Origin of the sequence: Burkholderia sp. MSMB1072 (assembly GCF_001524725.1) — a bacterium.
Classification (GTDB): domain Bacteria; phylum Pseudomonadota; class Gammaproteobacteria; order Burkholderiales; family Burkholderiaceae; genus Burkholderia.
In genome coordinates, this window is sequence record NZ_LOYC01000017.1 from 278,976 (window position 1) to 299,185 (window position 20,210).

21 protein-coding genes and 1 pseudogene are annotated in these 20,210 nt (G+C 66.0%); 11 read left to right on the top strand and 11 right to left on the bottom strand.

Annotated features, from left to right (window positions below; translation table 11 throughout):
• The first annotated feature begins 156 nt into the window (after nucleotides 1–156).
• The 9 genes from WS89_RS09865 to WS89_RS09905 all read left to right on the top strand — a co-directional run bounded on the left by WS89_RS09865 (nucleotide 157) and on the right by WS89_RS09905 (nucleotide 6,697).
• A complete protein-coding gene (locus WS89_RS09865) occupies nucleotides 157–798 on the top strand; it encodes an RNA polymerase sigma factor (RefSeq protein WP_059505014.1) in 642 nt (213 codons plus the stop codon).
• Nucleotides 788–1,681 carry an anti-sigma factor family protein gene (locus WS89_RS09870; RefSeq protein ID WP_059790709.1) on the top strand — a complete coding sequence of 298 codons (894 nt, stop codon included), beginning with the start codon at nucleotides 788–790 and terminating at the stop codon, nucleotides 1,679–1,681. Before WS89_RS09865 ends, WS89_RS09870 begins: the two co-directional genes overlap by 11 nt.
• Before the next feature lie 232 nt (nucleotides 1,682–1,913).
• The gene (gene rpsF, locus WS89_RS09875; RefSeq protein WP_027784636.1) at nucleotides 1,914–2,288 is read left to right on the top strand and encodes a 30S ribosomal protein S6; all 375 of its coding nucleotides are present in this window, start codon (nucleotides 1,914–1,916) and stop codon (nucleotides 2,286–2,288) included.
• A gap of 40 nt (nucleotides 2,289–2,328) precedes the next feature.
• Nucleotides 2,329–2,628, top strand: a complete 300-nt coding sequence (gene priB, locus WS89_RS09880; RefSeq protein WP_006486250.1) for a primosomal replication protein N — start codon at nucleotides 2,329–2,331, stop codon at nucleotides 2,626–2,628.
• Between the two features lie 4 nt (nucleotides 2,629–2,632).
• Complete coding sequence (gene rpsR, locus WS89_RS09885) at nucleotides 2,633–2,908, top strand: 30S ribosomal protein S18 (protein WP_006486248.1); 276 nt, start codon at nucleotides 2,633–2,635, stop codon at nucleotides 2,906–2,908.
• A 27-nt stretch (nucleotides 2,909–2,935) separates the two neighbouring features.
• The gene (rplI, locus tag WS89_RS09890; protein ID WP_027784634.1) at nucleotides 2,936–3,388 is read left to right on the top strand and encodes a 50S ribosomal protein L9; all 453 of its coding nucleotides are present in this window, start codon (nucleotides 2,936–2,938) and stop codon (nucleotides 3,386–3,388) included.
• Nucleotides 3,389–3,528: 140 nt separating this feature from the next.
• Nucleotides 3,529–4,911, top strand: a complete 1,383-nt coding sequence (locus tag WS89_RS09895; protein ID WP_034207487.1) for a replicative DNA helicase — start codon at nucleotides 3,529–3,531, stop codon at nucleotides 4,909–4,911.
• Between the two features lie 138 nt (nucleotides 4,912–5,049).
• The gene (locus WS89_RS09900; RefSeq protein ID WP_006478627.1) at nucleotides 5,050–5,676 is read left to right on the top strand and encodes a DUF47 domain-containing protein; all 627 of its coding nucleotides are present in this window, start codon (nucleotides 5,050–5,052) and stop codon (nucleotides 5,674–5,676) included.
• A 10-nt stretch (nucleotides 5,677–5,686) separates the two neighbouring features.
• Nucleotides 5,687–6,697: an inorganic phosphate transporter gene (locus WS89_RS09905; RefSeq protein ID WP_059505011.1), complete on the top strand. Its 1,011-nt coding sequence runs from the start codon at nucleotides 5,687–5,689 to the stop codon at nucleotides 6,695–6,697.
• 147 nt (nucleotides 6,698–6,844) lie between these two features.
• Here the strand turns inward: WS89_RS09905 and WS89_RS09910 are convergent, their stop codons facing one another.
• Both WS89_RS09910 and WS89_RS09915 read right to left on the bottom strand, forming a co-directional pair.
• Complete coding sequence (locus WS89_RS09910; protein ID WP_059790711.1) at nucleotides 6,845–7,930, bottom strand: C40 family peptidase; 1,086 nt, start codon at nucleotides 7,928–7,930, stop codon at nucleotides 6,845–6,847.
• 238 nt (nucleotides 7,931–8,168) lie between these two features.
• Nucleotides 8,169–9,971: a PhoH family protein gene (locus WS89_RS09915; RefSeq protein ID WP_059790713.1), complete on the bottom strand. Its 1,803-nt coding sequence runs from the start codon at nucleotides 9,969–9,971 to the stop codon at nucleotides 8,169–8,171.
• Here WS89_RS09915 and WS89_RS34835 point away from each other — a divergent pair.
• Nucleotides 9,867–10,108 (top strand): annotated as a pseudogene (locus WS89_RS34835) (hypothetical protein); the annotation flags it as partial. The gene WS89_RS09915 and the pseudogene WS89_RS34835 sit on opposite strands and share 105 nt — an antisense overlap.
• 198 nt (nucleotides 10,109–10,306) lie before the next feature.
• Here WS89_RS34835 and WS89_RS09920 read toward each other — a convergent pair.
• The 9 genes from WS89_RS09920 to WS89_RS09960 all read right to left on the bottom strand — a co-directional run bounded on the left by WS89_RS09920 (nucleotide 10,307) and on the right by WS89_RS09960 (nucleotide 18,655).
• A complete protein-coding gene (locus tag WS89_RS09920) occupies nucleotides 10,307–10,768 on the bottom strand; it encodes a peroxiredoxin (RefSeq protein ID WP_034207483.1) in 462 nt (153 codons plus the stop codon).
• Nucleotides 10,769–10,864: 96 nt separating this feature from the next.
• Complete coding sequence (locus WS89_RS09925) at nucleotides 10,865–11,761, bottom strand: polysaccharide deacetylase family protein (RefSeq protein ID WP_059504999.1); 897 nt, start codon at nucleotides 11,759–11,761, stop codon at nucleotides 10,865–10,867.
• Between the two features lie 13 nt (nucleotides 11,762–11,774).
• On the bottom strand, nucleotides 11,775–12,830 hold the full coding sequence (locus WS89_RS09930) for a bifunctional UDP-4-keto-pentose/UDP-xylose synthase (RefSeq protein WP_059504997.1): 1,056 nt from the start codon (nucleotides 12,828–12,830) through the stop codon (nucleotides 11,775–11,777).
• Complete coding sequence (locus tag WS89_RS09935; RefSeq protein ID WP_059790715.1) at nucleotides 12,827–13,774, bottom strand: formyltransferase; 948 nt, start codon at nucleotides 13,772–13,774, stop codon at nucleotides 12,827–12,829. Before WS89_RS09935 ends, WS89_RS09930 begins: the two co-directional genes overlap by 4 nt.
• Nucleotides 13,771–14,808, bottom strand: coding sequence for a glycosyltransferase (locus WS89_RS09940; protein ID WP_059504993.1), 1,038 nt, complete (start codon nucleotides 14,806–14,808; stop codon nucleotides 13,771–13,773). The genes WS89_RS09935 and WS89_RS09940 overlap by 4 nt, the downstream gene beginning before the upstream one ends.
• Nucleotides 14,809–14,814: 6 nt before the next feature.
• Nucleotides 14,815–15,966, bottom strand: coding sequence for a DegT/DnrJ/EryC1/StrS family aminotransferase (locus tag WS89_RS09945; protein WP_059790717.1), 1,152 nt, complete (start codon nucleotides 15,964–15,966; stop codon nucleotides 14,815–14,817).
• A gap of 130 nt (nucleotides 15,967–16,096) precedes the next feature.
• Entirely contained in the window at nucleotides 16,097–16,468 is a 372-nt protein-coding gene (locus WS89_RS09950) for an EamA family transporter (protein WP_006482863.1), read from the bottom strand.
• Between the two features lie 12 nt (nucleotides 16,469–16,480).
• A complete protein-coding gene (locus tag WS89_RS09955) occupies nucleotides 16,481–18,157 on the bottom strand; it encodes a glycosyltransferase family 39 protein (RefSeq protein WP_059790719.1) in 1,677 nt (558 codons plus the stop codon).
• A 123-nt stretch (nucleotides 18,158–18,280) separates the two neighbouring features.
• Complete coding sequence (locus WS89_RS09960) at nucleotides 18,281–18,655, bottom strand: Mth938-like domain-containing protein (RefSeq protein ID WP_059504987.1); 375 nt, start codon at nucleotides 18,653–18,655, stop codon at nucleotides 18,281–18,283.
• A gap of 313 nt (nucleotides 18,656–18,968) precedes the next feature.
• On the opposite strand from WS89_RS09960, the gene WS89_RS09965 reads away from it, so the two are divergent.
• Nucleotides 18,969–20,207: a pyridoxal phosphate-dependent aminotransferase gene (locus WS89_RS09965; protein WP_059504985.1), complete on the top strand. Its 1,239-nt coding sequence runs from the start codon at nucleotides 18,969–18,971 to the stop codon at nucleotides 20,205–20,207.
• The last annotated feature ends 3 nt before the right edge of the window (nucleotides 20,208–20,210 follow it).

Consider the following 20,210-nt stretch of genomic DNA (forward strand, 5'->3'; position numbering starts at 1 on the left):
TGCGGCCGTCCGGCGATTTTTTACGCTTCGTGTGCACGGTGCGGGAATAAACTCGACGCAGCGGCGGTAAGGTCATCGAGCGCGCACGTTGCCGGTCTGTCCGGGCGCCGTGCGCGGAACGGGCGCGGCGTCGGCCGCCGGGACCAGGGAGGCCATGTGGGGCAAGCCGGACAGGCGGTCGATGAACGAGCGGCGGACGATGCGATCGCGCGCGGCGAGCGGTTTCGCGCGCTCGTGCTCCCGCATCTCGACGCCGCGTACAACCTCGCGCGCTGGCTGAGCGGCAGCGCCGGCGATGCGGACGACGTCGTCCAGGACGCGTGCATGCGCGCGCTGCGCTTCGTCGATTCGTGTCGCGGCGACAACGCGCGGCCGTGGCTGCTGACGATCGTGCGCCACACCTGGTACACGGAGTGGCGGCGGCGCACGCATGCGCACGAGGTCGCGCTGCCCGACACGCTCGACGACGCCGACGTGCCCGACGACTGGCAGCCGGCCACGGAGGATCCGCTGGCGCACCTGCTGCGCGGCGAGAACGTGCGGCTCGTGAATGCGGCGCTCGCGCAGCTGCCGCCCGAATACCGCGAGGTGCTCGTGCTGCGCGAGATGGAGGACCTGAGCTACCGCGAGATCGCGGCGATCGCGGACGTGCCGGTCGGCACGGTGATGTCGCGGCTCGCGCGCGGCCGGCGCAAGCTCGCCGCGTTGCTGGGCGGCGCGTCTGCGCCGGCGACCGAAGGCCGGCCGGGCCGTGCGCCGGCAGGCGGAACCGCATCGGAGGCTATCGATGGACTGTAACGAAGCGCGAGCGTTGCTGGACGCGGACGTCGACCGCGAGCTGTCGGCGCCCGATGCGTTGCGGGTCCAGCAGCATGTCGACGGGTGCGATGCGTGCCGCCGCGAACGTGCGCGGATCGTCGCGCTGGTGCAGGCCGTACGGCAGGCCGATTATCACCGCGCGCCGGACGCGCTGCGGGCGAGCATCCTCGCGAGCCTGCCGGCGGCGGCCGACGCGCATGCCCACGAGCCGTCGCGGGCCGAGCCGCGGCCTGAGCCCCGGTCGCCGCCGCGGCGGCCGCGCGGGCGCGACCGGTTCTCGTGGCTGCCCGGGCGCGGTGGCGCGGCACGACCGGTATCGACCGGTGCCGGGCCCCGCGTGGCCGCGTTGCCGGGCCTCGGCTGGGGCGTCGCGTTGCTGGTGGCGCTCGCGGCGGCGGGCGCAATGGCATGGTCCGCCCGCCATGCCGATACCGACCGAACGGTCGACGAGCTCGTCGCGAGCCACGTGCGGGCCGACCTGTCGGCGCGCGACATCGACGTGATCTCGACCGACCGGCACACGGTCAAGCCGTGGTTCAACGGCCGGCTCGACTATGCGCCGCCGGTCGAGGATCTTGCGGCGAGCGGCTTCGCGCTGGTCGGCGGCCGGCTCGACTACGTCGGGCGTCGCCGCGTCGCGGTGCTCGTCTATCGCCACCGGCAGCACGTGGTCGACGTCTACGTGCAGCCGGCCGGGGAGCGGCCGGCTGCCCCGTATGCGACGGTGTCGCAGGGCTATGCGCTCGACCGCTGGAGCGCGGCCGGGATGACGTGGTGGGCCGTGACCGACGCCGAGCCGTCGGCGCTCGCGGCGTTCCGGACGGCGCTCGACGCGCGACTTGCCGGCACGCACGGCGAATGACCGCGCCGGCGGCGGGGCCGGCGCATGGCTGTTCCGACCCCGGCGCGATAACGCGCGAACCGATGGCATTTGCGCCGGCATACCTGTTCAAGTCTTTGAAAACACGGCCGAATCCGTTTGCCAATCGTCGATTGGCCTTGCATGCGCCCCGTAACCGGGTTAGAATCTTCGGCTTCTCACTTGCCACACCGGTTCAGACGCCCGGGTGGCTTTAATCCACAAGGAGTGTGTAATGCGTCATTACGAAATCGTATTCATCGTGCACCCCGATCAAAGCGAGCAAGTGCCCGCGATGATCGAGCGTTACAAGACCACGATCACGTCGCACGGCGGCCAGATCCACCGCGTCGAAGACTGGGGCCGTCGCCAACTGGCCTACATGATCGAGAAACTCGCGAAGGCTCACTACGTCTGCATGAACATCGAGTGCGACCAGACGACGCTCGACGAACTCGAACACGCGTTCAAGTTCAACGACGCCGTGCTGCGCCACCTCATCGTCAAGATGAAGAAGGCCGAAACCGGCCCGTCGCCGATGATGAAGGAAGTTCAGCGCGAAGAAGCCAAGAAGGCGGCTGCAGCTCAGCCGGCCGAAGCGCAGGCTTAAGTTCGTCACGCATTAAGCCATCAAGGAGCGCGCCACTCACGTGAACAGGTTGCAATTGACGGCGAGCGTCGTCGAACGCGCACCGGTGCGATACACGCCGGCAGGTGTTCCGATCGCAAGCGCCACATTGCATCACCGCACGGAAGTCGTCGAAGCAGGCATTCCCCGCCAGGTCGAAATGACGATCGAGGCGGTGGCGGCCGGTGAGGCGAGCGGCAAGCTGGAAAGTCGTGAAATGGGCGTCGAAACGCTGTTCACGGGCTTCCTGGCCAAGAAAAGCCGCAACGCGAGAACCTTGGTGTTTCACATCACAGCATTGCAGGACATTGGAAAGGACTGAAATCATGCCCCGCCCGACTGGTAAGAAATTCGACAAGCGTCGTCAGCAACAAAACCCGCTCTTCAAGCGCAAGAAGTTCTGCCGTTTCACGGCTGCCGGCGTCGAGCAGATCGACTACAAGGACACGGAAACGCTGAAGGACTTCATCGGCGAAAACGGCAAGATCACGCCGGCTCGTCTGACGGGTACGAAGGCGCACTATCAGCGTCAGCTGGATACGGCCATCAAGCGTGCGCGTTTCCTCGCGCTGCTGCCGTACACCGATCAGCACAAGGCGTAATCAGGCGACGCAATAAGGAGAATTCGAATGCAAATCATTCTGTTGGAAAAAGTCGCCAATCTGGGTAACCTCGGCGATATCGTCAAGGTCAAGGACGGTTACGCTCGCAACTTCCTGATCCCGAACCGCAAGGCTCGCCGTGCAACGAAGGAAGCGATCGCCGAATTCGAAGTGCGCCGCGCTGAACTCGAAAAGATCGCCGCTGAAAAGCTGGCGGCATCGCAGGCAGTCGGCGAGAAGCTGAACGGCCAGACGTTCGAAATCACGCAGAAGTCGGGCGTCGACGGCCGTCTGTTCGGCTCGGTCACGAACGGCGACGTCGCGGAACTGCTGAAGAAGGCAGGCTACGAAGTCGAAAAGCTGCAAGTGCGCATGCCGGAAGGCCCGCTGAAGATGATCGGCGAGCACAACGTCCAGGTTGCGCTGCACACGGACGTCGTCGTCGACGTCACGATCAACGTGATCGGCGACCACGCGTAAGCGTATGCAAGCTTGCCGGGCGGCTTCCGCCGTCCGGACAAGGGCAGGCGCCCGGGCAACCGGGGCCTGCCTTTTTTATTGCCTGCTCGCCGGCAAGCGGTGGTAGCGCTGCCGTCATCTATTCGCGATAATCCCAACCCATGAACGCGCCGCAAGATCCCCAAATCGAATCGCTGAAAGTCCCGCCGCATTCGGTCGAAGCCGAACAGTCGGTGCTCGGCGGCCTGTTGCTCGACAACGCGGCATGGGACCGGATTGCCGACTTCCTGTCGCAGGGCGATTTCTACCGCTACGACCATCGGATCATCTACGAGCACATCGGCCGGCTGATCGCGGCGACGCGCCCGGCCGACGTCGTGACCGTGTACGAAGCGCTGACCACGTCCGGCAAGGCCGACGACGTCGGCGGGCTCGCGTATCTGAACGCCCTTGCGCAGAACACGCCGAGCGCGGCGAACATCCGCCGCTACGCGGAAATCGTGCGCGACCGCGCGGTGCTGCGCCGGCTGGTGTCGGTCGCCGACGAAATCTCGGCCGACGCCTTCAATCCGCAGGGCAAGGAAGTCCGCCAACTGCTCGACGAAGCCGAATCGAAGGTGTTCTCGATCGCCGAAGAGGGCGCGCGCGGCAACCAGGGCTTCCTCGAGATCGGCCCGCTGCTCACGCAGGTGGTCGAGCGCATCGACACGCTGTACCACACCGCGAATCCGAGCGACGTCACCGGCACGCCGACCGGCTTCGTCGATCTCGACCGGATGACGTCGGGGATGCACGGCGGCGAACTGATCATCGTGGCCGGCAGACCGTCGATGGGTAAGACCGCATTTTCGATGAACATCGGCGAATATGTCGCGGTCGAGTACGGGTTGCCGGTCGCGGTGTTCTCGATGGAAATGCCGGGCACCCAGCTCGTGATGCGTATGCTCGGCTCGATCGGCCGGCTCGACCAGCACCGGATGCGAACCGGCCGCCTGACGGACGAGGACTGGCCGAAACTGACGCACGCGGTGCAGAAGATGAGCGAGGCGCAGCTCTTCATCGACGAGACGGGCGGCCTGAACCCGATGGAATTGCGCTCGCGCGCGCGGCGCCTTGCGCGGCAGTGCGGCAAGCTCGGCCTGATCATCGTCGACTACCTGCAGCTGATGTCGGGTTCGTCGCAGGGCGAGAACCGCGCGACGGAAATCTCGGAGATTTCGCGCTCGTTGAAGAGTCTCGCGAAGGAGCTCGACGTGCCGGTGATCGCGCTGTCGCAGCTGAACCGCGGCCTCGAACAGCGCCCGAACAAGCGTCCGGTGATGTCGGATTTGCGCGAATCGGGCGCAATCGAACAGGATGCGGACGTGATCCTGTTCATCTATCGCGATGAAGTCTACAATCCCGACAGCCCAGACAAGGGGACGGCCGAAATCATCATCGGCAAGCAGCGTAACGGCCCGATCGGGCCCGTTCGGCTCACGTTCCTGGGGCAATACACGAAGTTCGACAACTTTGCCGGGGCGCAAACCTTCTACGGCGAGTGAAGCCGGTTGTAAACACCTATTTCGCCAAATGTTGTATCCAATCCCGGCGTGCGCATATGCGCACGTCGCGTCGCGACCGGAAACGGTACAATGTCGCCCGTTTTCGTGACAGTAGTTTGACAATCTCTCAGGAATCCCATGTTCGGTCGATTCATGCCCACCGAGGGCAAGTTCTTTGAACTCTTCAACGCGCACGCGAAGCACATCGTTTCCGGTGGCCGCGAGCTCGAACTGCTGATCGACAATCTCGCCGACGCCGAGATTCACAAGCAAAACGTGCAAATCGCCGAGAAGGCCGCCGACAAGCTCACACACGAGGCGATCGATCTGCTGCACAAGACCTTCATCACGCCGCTCGATCGCGACGAGATCCACAAGCTGATCACGACGATGGACGACATCCTCGACCTGATGGAAGACGTCGCGACGGCCGTGTCGCTGTACGACGTGCAGTCCGTCACGTCCGAGGCGAGCCAGCTCGCGCACATCGTCACGCAGTCGGCCCAACACGTGCAGCAGGCCGTCGGCTTGCTGTCCGACATGAAGCAGTCGGCACAGATCCTCAAGCAGTGCGAGGAAATCGACCGCTGGGAGTCGGAGGCCGATCGCGTGCTGCGCGCGGCGATGTCGAAGCTGTTCCGCGAGGAAGACGACGTGAAGACGCTCATCAAGCTGAAGGCGATCTACGAGCTGCTCGAGGAGATCACCGACAAGTGCGAGGACGTCGCGAACATCATCGAAGGCATCGTGCTGGAAAACGCCTGAGCGGACCACGATGCATTCGATACAACTCGCCCTATGGATGGTCGCGACGCTGGTGCTCGTCGCGCTCGTATTCGACTTCATGAACGGCTTTCACGACGCGGCGAACTCGATCGCCACCGTCGTGTCGACCGGCGTGCTGAAACCCCAGCAGGCCGTGGTGTTCGCGGCCGCGTTCAACGTGATCGCGTACTTCATCTTCCACCTGAAAGTCGCGCAGACCGTCGGTAAAGGCACGATCGACCCCGAGATCGTCGACCATTACGTCGTGTTCGGCGCGCTGGTCGGCGCGATCGGCTGGAACGTGATCACGTGGTACTACGGGATTCCGTCGAGCTCGTCGCACGCGCTGATCGGCGGCCTCGTCGGCGCGGCGCTCGCGAAGTCCGGCTGGAGCGCGCTGAACATCGACGGGCTGCTGAAGACGATCGCGTTCATCTTCATTTCGCCGCTGCTCGGTTTCATCCTCGGGTCGCTGTTCATGCTCGGCGTGTCGTGGCTGTATTTCCGTACCGCGCCCAGCAAGGTCGACCGGCGCTTCCGCCGGCTGCAACTGCTGTCGGCCGGGCTGTACAGCCTGGGTCACGGCGGCAACGACGCACAGAAGACGATCGGTATCATCTGGATGCTGCTGATCGCGAGCGGTTACGCGTCGGCGAGCGCCGATGCGCCGCCGGCCTGGGTGATCGGCGCGTGCTACCTGTCGATGGGCCTCGGCACGCTGTTCGGCGGCTGGCGCATCGTGCGCACGATGGGCCAGAAGATCACGAAGCTCAAGCCGGTCGGCGGTTTTTGCGCGGAAAGCGGCGGCGCGATCACGCTGTTCATCGCGTCGTTCCTCGGCATTCCCGTGTCGACCACGCACACGATTACCGGCGCGATCGTCGGTGTCGGCGCGACGCAGAAGCTGTCGGCCGTGCGCTGGGGCGTCGCCGGCAACATCGTGTGGGCGTGGGTGCTGACGCTGCCGGCGGCCGCGTTGTTCGCGGCTGGCGGATGGTGGCTCGGACGCCAGATCTTCTGAGCGCCGACACGGCCGGATCGACATGAAATGCGCCGCAAGCCGAAAGGCTGCGGCGCATTTTCTTTTGGGGGCGGCGCAAGAGAGCGGCGACGAGGCGGGGGCGGCAGATGCCGTCAACGTCGTTGACGCGCGGAGTCGGGCAATCGCTCAATAACTGCCGTTCGCAAACCGCGCGATCGGATCGTCTGCCGTACCGGTGCGCGGGCTGATGGGCGCGGATTGCGTCGATGCTCGCCACACCTGCACGGGCGCGGGCTCGATACCGCGTGGGGGCGTCGACGCGATGGCGGGCGGCGGTTCGGCATCGAAGGCGGCGGCCTGGGCGGCCGTCAGCGCGGTCGTCGGGATCTGCGTGCCGACTTCCGCCGGGGTGGCCGGTGCGGCATTGGCCGTCATCGCGGGCATCGCGTCATTCGCCGACGTGGCTTGCTGCTGCGCCGCCTGCATCCGCGGCGGCGGAGGTTCGTACGGATCGGCGACCGGTGCCGCCGGTGCAACTGCGGCGGCCGTCACGACCGGCGTGGTCGGGGCGGCCGGCGCCTGCGTCGCTCTCGTTTGCGGCGGCGCATACGCGGGCTGCCGCGGCGCGGCGGCAGCCGTCACGACCACGGGAGCGGCCGCGACCGCCGGGGCATTGCGCGGCTCGTCGCGCTTGGCTTCGTAGGTCGGCGCATCGAACGGCGTCGGGGCCGAGCGCGGCGGCGCGACGCGACGAATGCCGTCGAAGCGCTTCGCCCAGTATGGATTGGTCAGATAGTCGAGCCGCACGGTGCCGCCGCTCGAGGGCGCGTTCACGAAGCGCAGCTTGCCCACATAGATGCCGACGTGCGAATGCGGACGCCCGGTCGTATTGAAGAAGATCAGGTCGCCCGGCGCGATCTCGTCGGGTTCGATCGCCACGCCGCGGCCGCTCATGTCGGCGGTCGTGCGCGGCAGGTTCACGTCGGCCGCGCGGCCGATCACGTAGCGGACGAGCCCGCTGCAGTCGAAGCCGCTCGCCGGCGTGTTGCCGCCCCAACGATACGGGACGCCGACGAGGCTCATCGCCTGGATCGAGATTTCTTCCTGACCGACGCTGTGGTCGACGAATTTCGGGAAATTGGCGGGCGCGGGGAATGCACGCGGCGTCGTGATCTTCATGCCCGAAGCGGAACGCGATGCCGACTGCGGCGGCACGCTGGAACAGGCCGCAAGCAGGGAGACGACGGCGACGGGAACCCAGATTCGAAGCATGGCAAGGCGGGCGAGCGCGGCGCGCTCGCGAATCGTATGACGACAGACAGACCCGATGGTAGACGCACCGGCGGGGCTTAAGCAACCATTCTTGAGAATTTACTTGAAGTTTCGCGCGTAAACTGCATGGTCGCGTGACGAAGCATTACTTATATCTTCGACCCTAAATAAAAAACGGCGCTCCAAAAAACGGAGCGCCGCGTGGCGTCGAAAGCCGGCCGATCGGCCGACCTGCGCGTTACAGGATGTCCGACGCGTAGTCGGCGAGCCGCGAGCGTTCGCCGCGCGCGAGGGTCACGTGGCCGCTGTGGCCCCAGCCCTTGAAGCGGTCGACGACGTAGGTCAGGCCCGAGCTGCCTTCGGTCAGGTACGGCGTGTCGATCTGCGCGATGTTGCCGAGGCAGACGATCTTCGTGCCGGGGCCCGCGCGCGTGACGAGCGTCTTCATCTGCTTCGGCGTCAGGTTCTGCGCCTCGTCGATGATCAGGTACTTGTCGACGAACGTGCGGCCGCGCATGAAGTTCATGCTCTTCACTTTGAGGCGCGAACGGATCAGCTCCTGCGTCGCGGCGCGCCCCCATTCGCCGGCCGCATCGTCGGTCTTCTGCAGCACTTCGAGGTTGTCGTCGAATGCGCCCATCCACGGCTGCATCTTCTCTTCCTCGGTACCGGGCAGGAAACCGATGTCCTCGCCGACGGGCACGGTCGCGCGCGTCACGATGATCTCGTTGTAGCGCTTGTCGTCGAGCACCTGCGCGAGGCCGGCCGCGAGCGCGACGAGCGTCTTGCCGGTGCCGGCCTGGCCGAGCAGCGTGACGAAGTCGATCTCGGGGTTCATCAGCAGGTTCAGCGCGAAGTTCTGCTCGCGGTTGCGCGCGGTGATGCCCCACACGTTGTTCTTGTGGTGGCTGTAGTCGCGCAAAGTCTGCAGCAGCGCCGTCTTGCCGTTCAGCTCGCGGACGATCGCGTGGAACGTCGGCTCGCCGTTCTGCGGCTCCAGATAGACGAACTCGTTGACGAGCATCGACGCGACGAGCGGGCCCGTCACGCGGTAGTACGTGGTACCCGTCTTCGTGTCCTGCCAGCTCTCCATGCCCTTCGCGTGCTTGGTCCAGAAGTCCTGCGGCAGCTCGCGCACGCCGTTGTACAGGAGATCCGAATCCTCGAGCACCTGGTCGTTGAAGTAGTCTTCCGCGGGCAGGCCGAGCGCGTGCGCCTTGATCCGCATGTTGATGTCTTTCGACACCAGCACGACCTGGCGATCGGGGCGGTCGCGCTGCAGCGCGCGCACGACGCCGAGGATCTGGTTGTCGGCCTTGCCTTCGGGCAGGCCTTCGACGGGGGCGATGTCGGCGAGCTTCGTCTGGAAGTACAGGCGGCCGAGCGCGTCGCGGCTGCCGAGGCGCGACAGCGGAATGCCGGCCGAGATCGGGCCGCCGTCGGCGACGAGCGCGTCGAGCGTGCGGCTGACCTGGCGTGCATTGCGCGCGACTTCGGACATCCCCTTCTTGTGGTTGTCGAGTTCCTCGAGCGTCATCATCGGCAGATAGACGTCGTGTTCCTCGAAGCGGAAGAGGCTGCTCGGGTCGTGCATCAGCACGTTGGTGTCGAGCACGAACAGTTTCTGCAGTTCGGCTTCGGCGGGTTTGCGGCCGCGCGACTTCGTCGCGGCGCCGGCGTCGCGCGCGGGCGCGGCCGCCGGTTTGCCGGCGGCCGGCTTGTCGTTGCGTGCGACGACCGGCGCCGCGGGCTCGACGGGCGCCGGCAGCGGCTGCAGCAAGGCGGCCGTCTGCTTGGTCTTGCGGCCGCGTGCGGGTGCGCTCGCGGCGCCGGACACCGAAGACGCGACGGCGCGCAACGGCGCGGCCGTGTTCGCGGCTTCGATCATCGGTGGGGCCACGCTGGCCGAACCATAGTCACCGGCTGTGGATGCGTCCCCTTCGGCGGATTTCTTCGCGGCTTTCGCGGGCCGCGCTTTCGCCTTGTATTCGTCGGGCGGCAGCAGGCTGCCGAGCTTGCTGGGGGGAGTAGGCAAAGGCATGGTGTCCCTCGGGAGGAATCGTGTCGCATGAAGTGCGCCGCTGATCGCATCCTGCGTGACGTAGACGCATGCAGTTTGCGCGCGGTGGCGCACAGGAATTTCGTCTAGCCGGTTCGCCTAAGTGTCGATCAGCTCCTCGATGCGGTAAGGGCCGGACCGGGGAGGGCCGGCGCGCGTTCCATAAAAAAAGCCGCTGCCCCGTCGACAGGGACATGCGGCTCGGCTGATGCCGTCGTGATGCGCGTCAGGTGCCGGCAAGCATTGCAACGGGCACCGGCGCAGCTACGAGAAATATGGGGCGAACTGGCATTCATTGCGGCCCAATATAACGCGCCTCAAAGCGCTTGTACAGCCTTTAGCACGTCGTCCACGTGACCCGGTACCTTGATGCCGCGCCATGCCTGGCGAAGCACGCCGTCGGCGTCGATCAGGAACGTCGAGCGCTCGATTCCGCGCACTTCCTTGCCATACATTTTCTTCATCTTGATGACATCGAACAACGCGCACAGCGCTTCGTCGGCATCGGAGATCAGCGGGAACGGCAGCTCGAGCTTGGCCTTGAAATTGTCATGCGAGCGCAGGCTGTCGCGCGACACGCCGATGACTTCCGCACCGGCCTTCTTGAACTTCGGATAGAGATCGCGGAACTGCAGCCCTTCGGTCGTGCAGCCCGGCGTGTTGTCCTTCGGATAGAAGTACAGCACGAGCTTCTTGCCCTTCAGGTCGGACAGCGAAATGTCGCCGCCCGTGGCCGGTGCGGTGAAATCGGGAACTTGACGGTCAACTTCGACGGACACGTGTTTCTCCTGTTGTTATGGAAGAGCGCCGCTGCGGCGGCGCGGTTCGGCGGGGCGTCGCAAGGGCGCGGCGGCGACGCCGGCTCGCGCGCGAACTCAGTCGGGCTGGACGATCAGTTCACCGGAGCGGCCGGGGATTTCGCCCCACGCGACAGGGTACGATGGCAGCGAGTCGCGGTCCAGCGTTGCATGGTAGTCGCCCATCGTCGCAAACGTGTGGCCTTGCGCACGCCAGCCGGCGAGCAGTTGCTCGAATACGGGCGCGAGCTTCTGGCCTTCCAGTTCCGCGTGCAGCGTGAACACCTGGTCGTGCGGATTGGTTTCGGTGAACTTGAGGAGGTGCGCGGCGACGTTGTGCGTGTCGACGCCGTCGACGCCGAGCACTTCGTCGAGCGTCGGCAGCGTGGTCGGCATCTGCACGTGCGACAGCGTGCGACCGCCGACCACGGGCAGGTACGGCGAGTGGCCGCGACCGTCGGACGCGTAGCGCATCCCCCACGCGTCGATCTGCTCGAACGCGGCGTCGTTCATCTGCCAGCCCGCCGCGCCGTGCGTGACGGGCGGCGCGCCGAAGATCTCGACGAAGCGCGCGTGACTCTTCTGCATTTCACGCGCGGTCCAGTCGCGATCGCGTACGCGCACGTTGTCCTGCCAGTAGACGTGATCCCACGTGTGGATCCCGCATTCGAAGCCGGCCTCGTGAATCGCGCGCATGTCGGCGATCGCGCGGCGGCCGATGTCGGGGCCGGGCAGCAGCACGCCGTACATCAGCTGCTTCACGCCGTAGTGCTCGACCACCGACGTACGCGACACCTTCTTCAGGAAGCCCGGGCGGAACACGCGCCGCAGCGCCCAGCCCGTGTGATCGGGGCCGAGGCTGAAGAGGAAGGTCGCGCGGGCATTGAAGCGGTCGAAGATGCGCGCGAGGTTCGGCACGCCTTCGCGCGTGCCGCGCAGCGTGTCGACGTCGATCTTGAGGACGATACGAGCCAAGCGAGCGTCCCGATCAGCCTTGCTGTTCGACGAGCGCGCGCGCGTCGGCGACGTGGCCGCGGTACGCTTCGAAGATGTTGCGCAGCGCGTCGTCGAACGTCGCCTGCGGCGCCCAGCCGAGCTCCTGCATCGTGTTGTCGATCTTCGGCACGCGGTTCTGCACGTCCTGATAGCCGTTGCCGTAGTAGGCGCCGGACGTCGTTTCGACGAGCTTCACCTGCTTGGCCGACTCGGCGTACTCGGGGAATTCCGCGGCCAGTTCGAGCATCTTGTGCGCGAGCTCGCGAACCGAGAAGTTGTTCTTCGGATTCCCGATGTTGTAGATCTTGCCCGACGCGACGCCGCCCTTGTTCTCGATGATCTTCATCAGCGCGCTGATGCCGTCGCCGATATCGGTGAACGCGCGCTTCTGCGAGCCGCCGTCGACGAGGCTGATGTTCTCGCCGCGCACGATGTGGCCGAGGAACTGCGTGACCACGCGCGAGCTGCCTTCCTTCGGCGTGTAGATCGAGTCGAGGCCCGGGCCGATCCAGTTGAACGGACGGAACAGCGTGAAGTTCAGGCCTTCCATCCCGTAGCCCCAGATCACGCGATCCATCAGCTGCTTCGAGCACGCATAGATCCAGCGCGGCTTGTTGATCGGGCCGTAGGTGAGCGCCGACGCATCCGGGTCGAACTGCTCGTCCGAGCACATGCCGTAGACCTCGGAGGTCGACGGGAACACGAGGTGCTTGCCGTACTTGACGGCCGAACGCACGATCGGCAGGTTCGCCTCGAAGTCGAGTTCGAACACGCGCAGCGGCTGCTGGACGTAGGTCGCGGGCGTCGCGATTGCGACGAGCGGCAGGATCACGTCGCACTTCTTCACGTGATACTCGACCCACTCCTTGTTGATCGTGATGTCGCCTTCGAAGAAATGCATCCGCTCGTGGTTGACGAGGTCGCCCAGCCGGTCGGTCTGCATGTCCATGCCGAACACTTCCCAATCGGTGGTTTCAAGAATGCGCTTCGACAGGTGATGGCCGATGAAGCCGTTCACACCCAGGATCAGGACTTTTTTTGCTTTCATGAATGACGGGAAGAATGAATGAACTGCGCGAATTCCGCGGGCGTCACGACGGTTTCGCCGCCGTCGCGCTGCTGCCACAGCTCGAGAATGGATAGGGCGCGGCTGTCGCCGCAGACGCCGAATAGCGCATTATCGCTTACGTGCAGGCCGGGCGGCAAATCTGCCGCGGCCGTCGCCGCCGCGCTGCCGGGCGCCGCAAGGCGCGCGCGCGCGATCACGAAGCGCGCGCCGCCGACGTCCGTGAATGCACCCGGATACGGGGGGGCGACCGCGCGCACCAGGTTGTAGACCTGCGCGGCCGGTTTCGACCAGTCGACGCGGCCGTCCTCCGGCTTGCGCCCGCCGTAGTAGCTGCCGGTCGCGAGATCGTTCGGCAGGTGCGGCGCCTCGCCCGCGAGCAGCGCGGGCAGCACGCGCCACAGCGTTTGCTCGGCGGCTACCGTGACCTTGTCGAATACCTGCGCGGCCGTATCGTCCGGCAGGATCGGCACCGCGGTCTGCGCGAGGATCCCGCCCGCGTCGGGCTTGGCGGCCATCTCGTGCAGCGTCGCGCCGGTTTCGGTCTCGCCGTTCAGCACGGCCCAGTTGGTCGGTACCCGACCCCGGTATTTCGGCAGCAGCGAACCATGCATGTTGTACGCGCCGCGCGGCGCGATCGCGAGCAGGTCCACCGGCAGCATGTGCCGATAGTAGAACGAGAAGATGAAATCGGGCCGCGCGTCGGACACCGCGCGGCGCAGCGCCGGATCGGCGGGATCGGCCGGCGTGACGACCGGAATGCCGTGTTCGGCCGCGACGGACGCGACGCTGCCGAACCAGATGTTCTCGTTCGGATTGTCCTCGTGCGTGACGACCAGCGCGACGTCGACGCCGCGCGCGAGCAGCACCTGCAGGCACCGCACGCCGACGTTGTGATACGCGAAGACGACCGCGCGCGGCTTCATTGCGCGGCTCCCGGGCGGTGCGCGGCGGCCGGCACCGGCGGCACGCCGTCGTGCTGCTCGAGCACGGCCTGGATCAGGTAGCGCGGCCGCGCGCGCACCTGCTGGTAGATGCGGCCGACGTATTCGCCGAGCAGGCCGAGCGCGAAGATGATCACGCCGAGCAGGAAGAACGTGATCGCGAACAGCGTGAACACGCCTTGCACTTCCGCGCCGACGATGAAGCGGCGCACGAGCAGCAGCGCGAACAGCGCGGCGGAGCCGAGCGACAGGATCACGCCGATGAACGACAGCCACTGCAACGGCACGACCGAGAAGCCCGTCACCAGGTCGAAGTTCAGCCGGATCAGGCTGTACAGCGAATACTTCGATTCGCCCGCGAAGCGTTCCTCGTGCGCGACCTCGATTTCGGTCGGGTTCTGCGCGAACGTGTACGCGAGCGCGGGGATGAACGTGTTGACCTCGCCGCACACGTTGATCGTGTCGATGATGCGGCGGCTGTACGCGCGCAGCATGCAGCCCTGGTCGGTCATCTTGATGCGCGTGATACGCTCGCGCAGCCGGTTCATCATCTGCGACGCCTTGCGTCGCCACAGGCTGTCCTGGCGCTGCTTGCGGATCGAGCCGACGTAGTCGTGGCCCTCGCGCATCTTCGCGATCAGCTTGCCGATTTCCTCGGGTGGGTTCTGCAGGTCGGCGTCGAGCGTGACGACGATCTCGCCGCGCGATTGCGCGAAGCCGGCGAGGATCGCCATGTGCTGGCCGTAATTGCCGTTGAGCAGCACCACGCGCGTCGTGTCGGGCCGGACGTGGAACTGATCGGCGAGCATCGCGGCCGAGCGGTCGCGGCTGCCGTCGTTGATCAGGATCACTTCGTACGACGCGTCGAGTGCGTCGAGCGCCGGATACAGCCGCGCGAACAGCGCGGCGAGGCCGTCTTCCTCGTTGTACACGGGGATGATGACCGATACTTCGGGCCGGCCGGCGTCCAGGTGCGCGGCGCCCGAGTGCCCGGCGCGTGCTTCAAGGTGACTCATGTACGCTTATTTTCCGTATTGTTCGCAAATCTGATTGACGGCGTCGACCACGCGACGCACGTCGCCTTCCGTCATCTGCGTAAACAGCGGCAGCGTGACGGTCGACGCGCCGTACCGTTCGGCGTGGGGGAACATGCCCTCCTTGAAACCGCGCGCACGGTACAGCGTGAAAAGATGGATCGCCGGGTAGTGGATGCCCGTGCTGATGCCGCGTTCCTTCATCTGCGCCATGAACTCGGCGCGCGAGATCGACAGCCGCTCGAGCGGCAGCGTGACCAGGAACATGTGCCAGTTGCCGTGCTCGAATTCGGCGACCGGCAGGCCGATGCCGAGCTTCACGGCCGTGCCGCCGTCGAACGCGGCGAAATACGCGCGGGCGAGTGCGCGGCGCTGCGCGGTGAAGCGCTCGATGTGCGGCAACTGGCCGAGGCCGACACGCGCGGCCACGTCGGTCAGGTTGTACTTGCCGCCGAGCACGTCGCAGTCCATCCCGTCGAAGCCGGTGCGCGTGATGCCCTGCAACCGGTACTTCTGCGCGAGCACGGCTTCGTCCTCGTCGTTCAGCACGAGCGCGCCGCCTTCGATCGTCGTCAGGTTCTTGTTCGCGTGGAAGCTGAACGACACGAGGTCGCCGATCGCGCCGATGCGCTTGCCGCGCCACGTCGAGCCGAACGCCTGCGCGGCGTCCTCGATCACGCGCAGCTTGTGCGCGCGGGCGATCGCGTACAGGCGATCCATGTCGACCGGCAAGCCGGACAGGAACACGGGGATGATCGCCTTCGTGCGCGGCGTGATCGCCTGTTCGAGCTTGTCGAGGTCGATGTTGCGCGTGACGGGATCGATGTCGGCGAACACGGGCGTCGCACCCGTTTCGATGATCACGTTGCTGGTCGAGACCCACGACGCCGGCGTCGTGATCACCTCGTCGCCGGGCCCGACGCCCGCGATGCGCAGGCCGATCTCGAGCGTGCAGGTGCCCGAATTGAATGCGCGGACCGGACGGCCGCCGCAGTACTCGGACAGCGCGGCCTCGAATTTCTGGCACTGCGGGCCGGTGGTGATCCAGCCCGAGCGCAGCACGTCGACGACGCCCTGGATGGTTTCCTCATCGATCTCGGGGCGGGTGAACGGCAGAAACGGAGCGGTAGTCTGGCTCATGAACGCGTTTGGCCTGTAATGGCGTGTAATAAAAGGGTCGGGCGATCCGTCCGAAACCGGCATTAAACACCGGTTGGCGGATTCGTACCGTGATTTTTTGTAGGCGGACGCTTAACGCGGCGGGCCGTGCTCAACTGCGCGCGAGCACGAGCACGCCGATCAGGATGATGCCGATGCCGACGAGCCGCTGGACCGACAACACCTCGCCGAACAGGTACCACGCCGCGAACGCATTGACGACGTAGCCGAGCGACAGCATCGGGTACGCGATCGACACGTCGACCCGCGACAGCCCGACGATCCACACGACGACGCTCAGCACGTAGCAGCCGAGGCCGCCGATGATCGGCAGTTGGGTCGCGATCTTGAGCCCGACCGGGATGATGTTCGCACGGCTGAATTCGAAGTGTCCAACGGCGTTGACGCCGGCTTTCAGCAGAAGTTGCGCACAGGCGTTGAGCATCACGCCGGTGACGATGCAGACGAACGAAACGGGATTCATGCGGGGGCGTCCTTACGATTGCGGTTTCTCGACGATCACGCGGCGGTTGTCGCGCGCGATCACGCGCATCGGCACGCCTTCCTTGACCAGCGCGTCGTACTGGCCGGGCGCCATGATCGCGAGCGCATGGGCGTCCTGCTTCCAGCGCGTGATCCATTCGCCGACGGTCGGAATCCACTTGTTCGGCTCGACCGAGATCCCGAACGCGAGCTCGTCCTGGCGCTGCACCATGATCGTCGTGTGGCCCATGTAGAACGGGAACGTGTGATCGAGCATCTCGACCGAGTAGAACGGCGTGTCGGGCGGCAGTTTCGCCAGTTCGGCGCGCACGGCCGGCGCGAGCAGCGCGCCCGAGCTGTAGCGGCCGAACTCGTCGTGCCCGGTGCCGCCGATCGTCCCGAACGCGAGCCACGCGGCGCCGAACGCGGCGAGCGCGGCGGTCACGCCCGCGCGGCGGTTCAGCCACGCGGCCGCGAGCGTCAGCGCGGCCGAGACCGCGAGACCGGCGTACAGCCACATCTGGAAAGCGCGGTACAGCGCGTTCGGCGTGCGGGCGTCGCCTTGATAAGCGAGGAAGATGATCCCGAACGCCGCGGCGACGAAGAACACGAGGTAGCCGAGCAGATGGCGACGGAAGCGCTCGGCCGTCATCAGCGGCAGGTACGCGCCGATAATCAGCGCGAGCGCCGGTGCGACCGGCAGCACGTACGAGATCAGCTTCGAATGCGACGCGCTGAAGAACAGGAAGATGAACGCGCTCCAGATCAGCAGCACGAGCATCGGCGAGAAGCCGTTCGGCTGGCGCGGCATGCGCAGCGCATGACGGATGCTCTGCCACGCGACCGACAGCCACGGCAGGAAGCCGACCAGCAGCACGGGCACGAAGTAGTACAGCGGGCCCGGGCGGTTCTGTTCCGGGGTCAGGTACCGGCGGAACTGCTGGACGATGAAGAAGAAGTTGAAGAATTCGGGGTTGCGCTGCTGGACGAGCACGAACCACGGCATGACGATCGCGAAGAAGATCACGAGGCCGCTGACCAGGTACAGGCGCTTCCACAATGCCCAGTCGCGCGCGATCAGCGTATACAGCACGAGCACGGCGCCGGGCAGGATCAGGCCGACGAGGCCCTTGGACAGCACCGCGAACGCCATCGCGGCCCAGCACGCCCACATCCAGCCGCGCACCGCGCTCGGGCGCAGCCCGGGCCGTTGCGCGAGCAGCAGCGAGCAGAGCGACAGCGCCATCCAGAACGCGAGCCCCATGTCGAGCGCGTTGAAGTGGCCCATCAGGTTCCAGTACGGCGAGCTGGCGAGCACGACGGCCGCGAGGAAGCCCGACAGCGGGTTGAACAGGCGCGCGCCGGTGTAGCCGACGAGCAGCACGCCGGCGAAGCTCGCCACCGCGGTATACAGACGCGCCTGCCACTCGCCGATGCCGAACCACGCGAACGTCAGCGCGTTCAGCCAGGTTTGCAGCGGCGGCTTCTCGAAGTACTTGTAGCCGTTGTAGCGCGGCGTGATCCAGTCGCCGGTGACGAACATCTCGCGCGCCATTTCCGCATAGCGGCCTTCGTCGCTTGGGATCAAGTGGCGCAGCCCGAGCGGCGCGAACCAGACGATCGTGAGCGCGACGAGCAGGAGGACGAGCGTGATGCGATTGAGCGGTAGCCTCGACGGCGTATCGTTCATGGGTTTTCAGCCTGTTTGGTTGTTGTGACGGGCCGCCGGCGGATGCGCCGGGGCCGGGCGGCCTGGCCGGGGCGATCGGGGGATCGACCCGCTGCGCCGGCCCGATTTTTACCGCATCGGGGGTTAACGTTCAATTAAGAGCGCGGCGGCGACTTTGCGGCCCTCGGCCATCAGGATGTTGTAGGTGCGGCAGGCGGCCTGGAAATCCATCGTTTCGACGCCGATCCGCTTCGCGGTGAGCGCCGCGACGAGCCGCGGATGCGGGAAGCGCAGCCGCGCGCCGCTGCCGAAGATCACGAGCTCGGGCGTCGGGTCGAGCAGCATCGCGAAATGCTCGGGCGCGAGCGCGTCGAACGACGACACGGGCCAGGTCTGGACCGGCGCGCCGGGCAGCACGATGACGCTCGTTTCATGGCGTTCGAGGTTGACGTCGACATAATCGGGGCCGTAGCCGGTGACGGTGTTGAGCGCGCCGCTCGTGTCCTGGTGCAGTTTCAAATCGGTATTCCGCGGTTCCGTAGGAATGGGTTGGCAGGGCCGTACCGGCCCGGCCGGCCGGTTTCGCGCCCTCGGGCACGCGCGGACGCCCGACGGCGCGGGCCCGGCACGGCTATGGTGCATTGCGAAAGTCGGCCAAAATCCGCTAAATTATAACTTTTTGGTCGCCCGCGGGCGCCACTCGCGTCGTGCGCCGCCACAAGCCGCGTCCGACCGCCGCTTTTTCCCAGCCTAGACAGCGCGCACAGACCGGCCGCTTTCCAGTTTTGATCCCGTCCCCCGGCCGCAAGGCCAACCCAGGAACCGTGTCGTCGTGAAACCGATTCAGAAGTCGAACAAGCTGCTCAACGTCTGCTACGACATCCGTGGCCCGGTGCTCGAGCACGCGAAGCGCCTCGAGGAAGAAGGCCACCGCATCATCAAGCTGAACATCGGCAACCTCGCGCCGTTCGGGTTCGACGCGCCGGACGAGATCATCCAGGACATGATCCGCAACCTGCCGGCGTCGTCCGGCTATTCGGACTCGAAGGGCGTGTTCTCGGCGCGCAAGGCCGTGATGCACTACACGCAGGAAAAGGGCGTCGTCGGCGTCGGCCTCGACGACATCTACATCGGCAACGGCGCGTCCGAGCTGATCGTGATGGCGACCCAGGCGCTGCTGAACGACGGCGACGAAGTGTTGCTGCCCGCGCCCGACTACCCGCTGTGGACGGCGGCCGTGAGCCTGTCGGGCGGCACGCCCGTGCACTACGTGTGCGACGAGCAGAACGCGTGGATGCCCGATCTCGACGACATCCGCAGCAAGATCACGCCGAACACGAAGGCGATCGTCGTGATCAACCCGAACAATCCGACCGGCGCGCTTTATTCCGACGAATTGCTGCTCGAGCTGCTCGAGATCGCGCGCCAGCACGGGCTGATCGTGTTCGCCGACGAGGTCTACGACAAGATCGTCTACGACGGCCTCGAGCACACCGCGTTGGGTGCGTTGTCGGAGGACGTGATCACCGTCACGTTCAACAGCCTGTCGAAGAGCTATCGGTCGTGCGGCTATCGCGCGGGCTGGATGGCCGTGTCGGGCCTCGGCGGCGACAACCGCCGGCGCGCGAAGGACTACCTCGAAGGGCTCGGCATCCTGTCGTCGATGCGCCTGTGCGCGAACGTGCCCGGCCAGTTCGCAATCCAGACGGCGCTCGGCGGCTACCAGAGCATCAACGAGCTGATCGTGCCGAGCGGGCGCCTGTACAAGCAGCGCGAACTCGCGTACGACATGCTGACGTCGATCCCGGGCGTGACCTGCGTGAAACCGCAGGCCGCGCTGTACATGTTTCCGCGCCTCGACCCGAAGCTCTACCCGATCCAGAACGACCAGCAGTTCATTCTCGACCTGCTGCTCGAGGAACGCGTGCTGCTCGTGCAGGGCACGGGTTTCAACTGGGCGGCGCCGGACCACTTCCGCGTGGTCTTCCTGCCGAACCTCGACGACCTGGCCGATTCGATCAACCGGATCGCACGCTTTCTCGACGGCTACCGCAAGCGCCATTCGGTCTGAGCG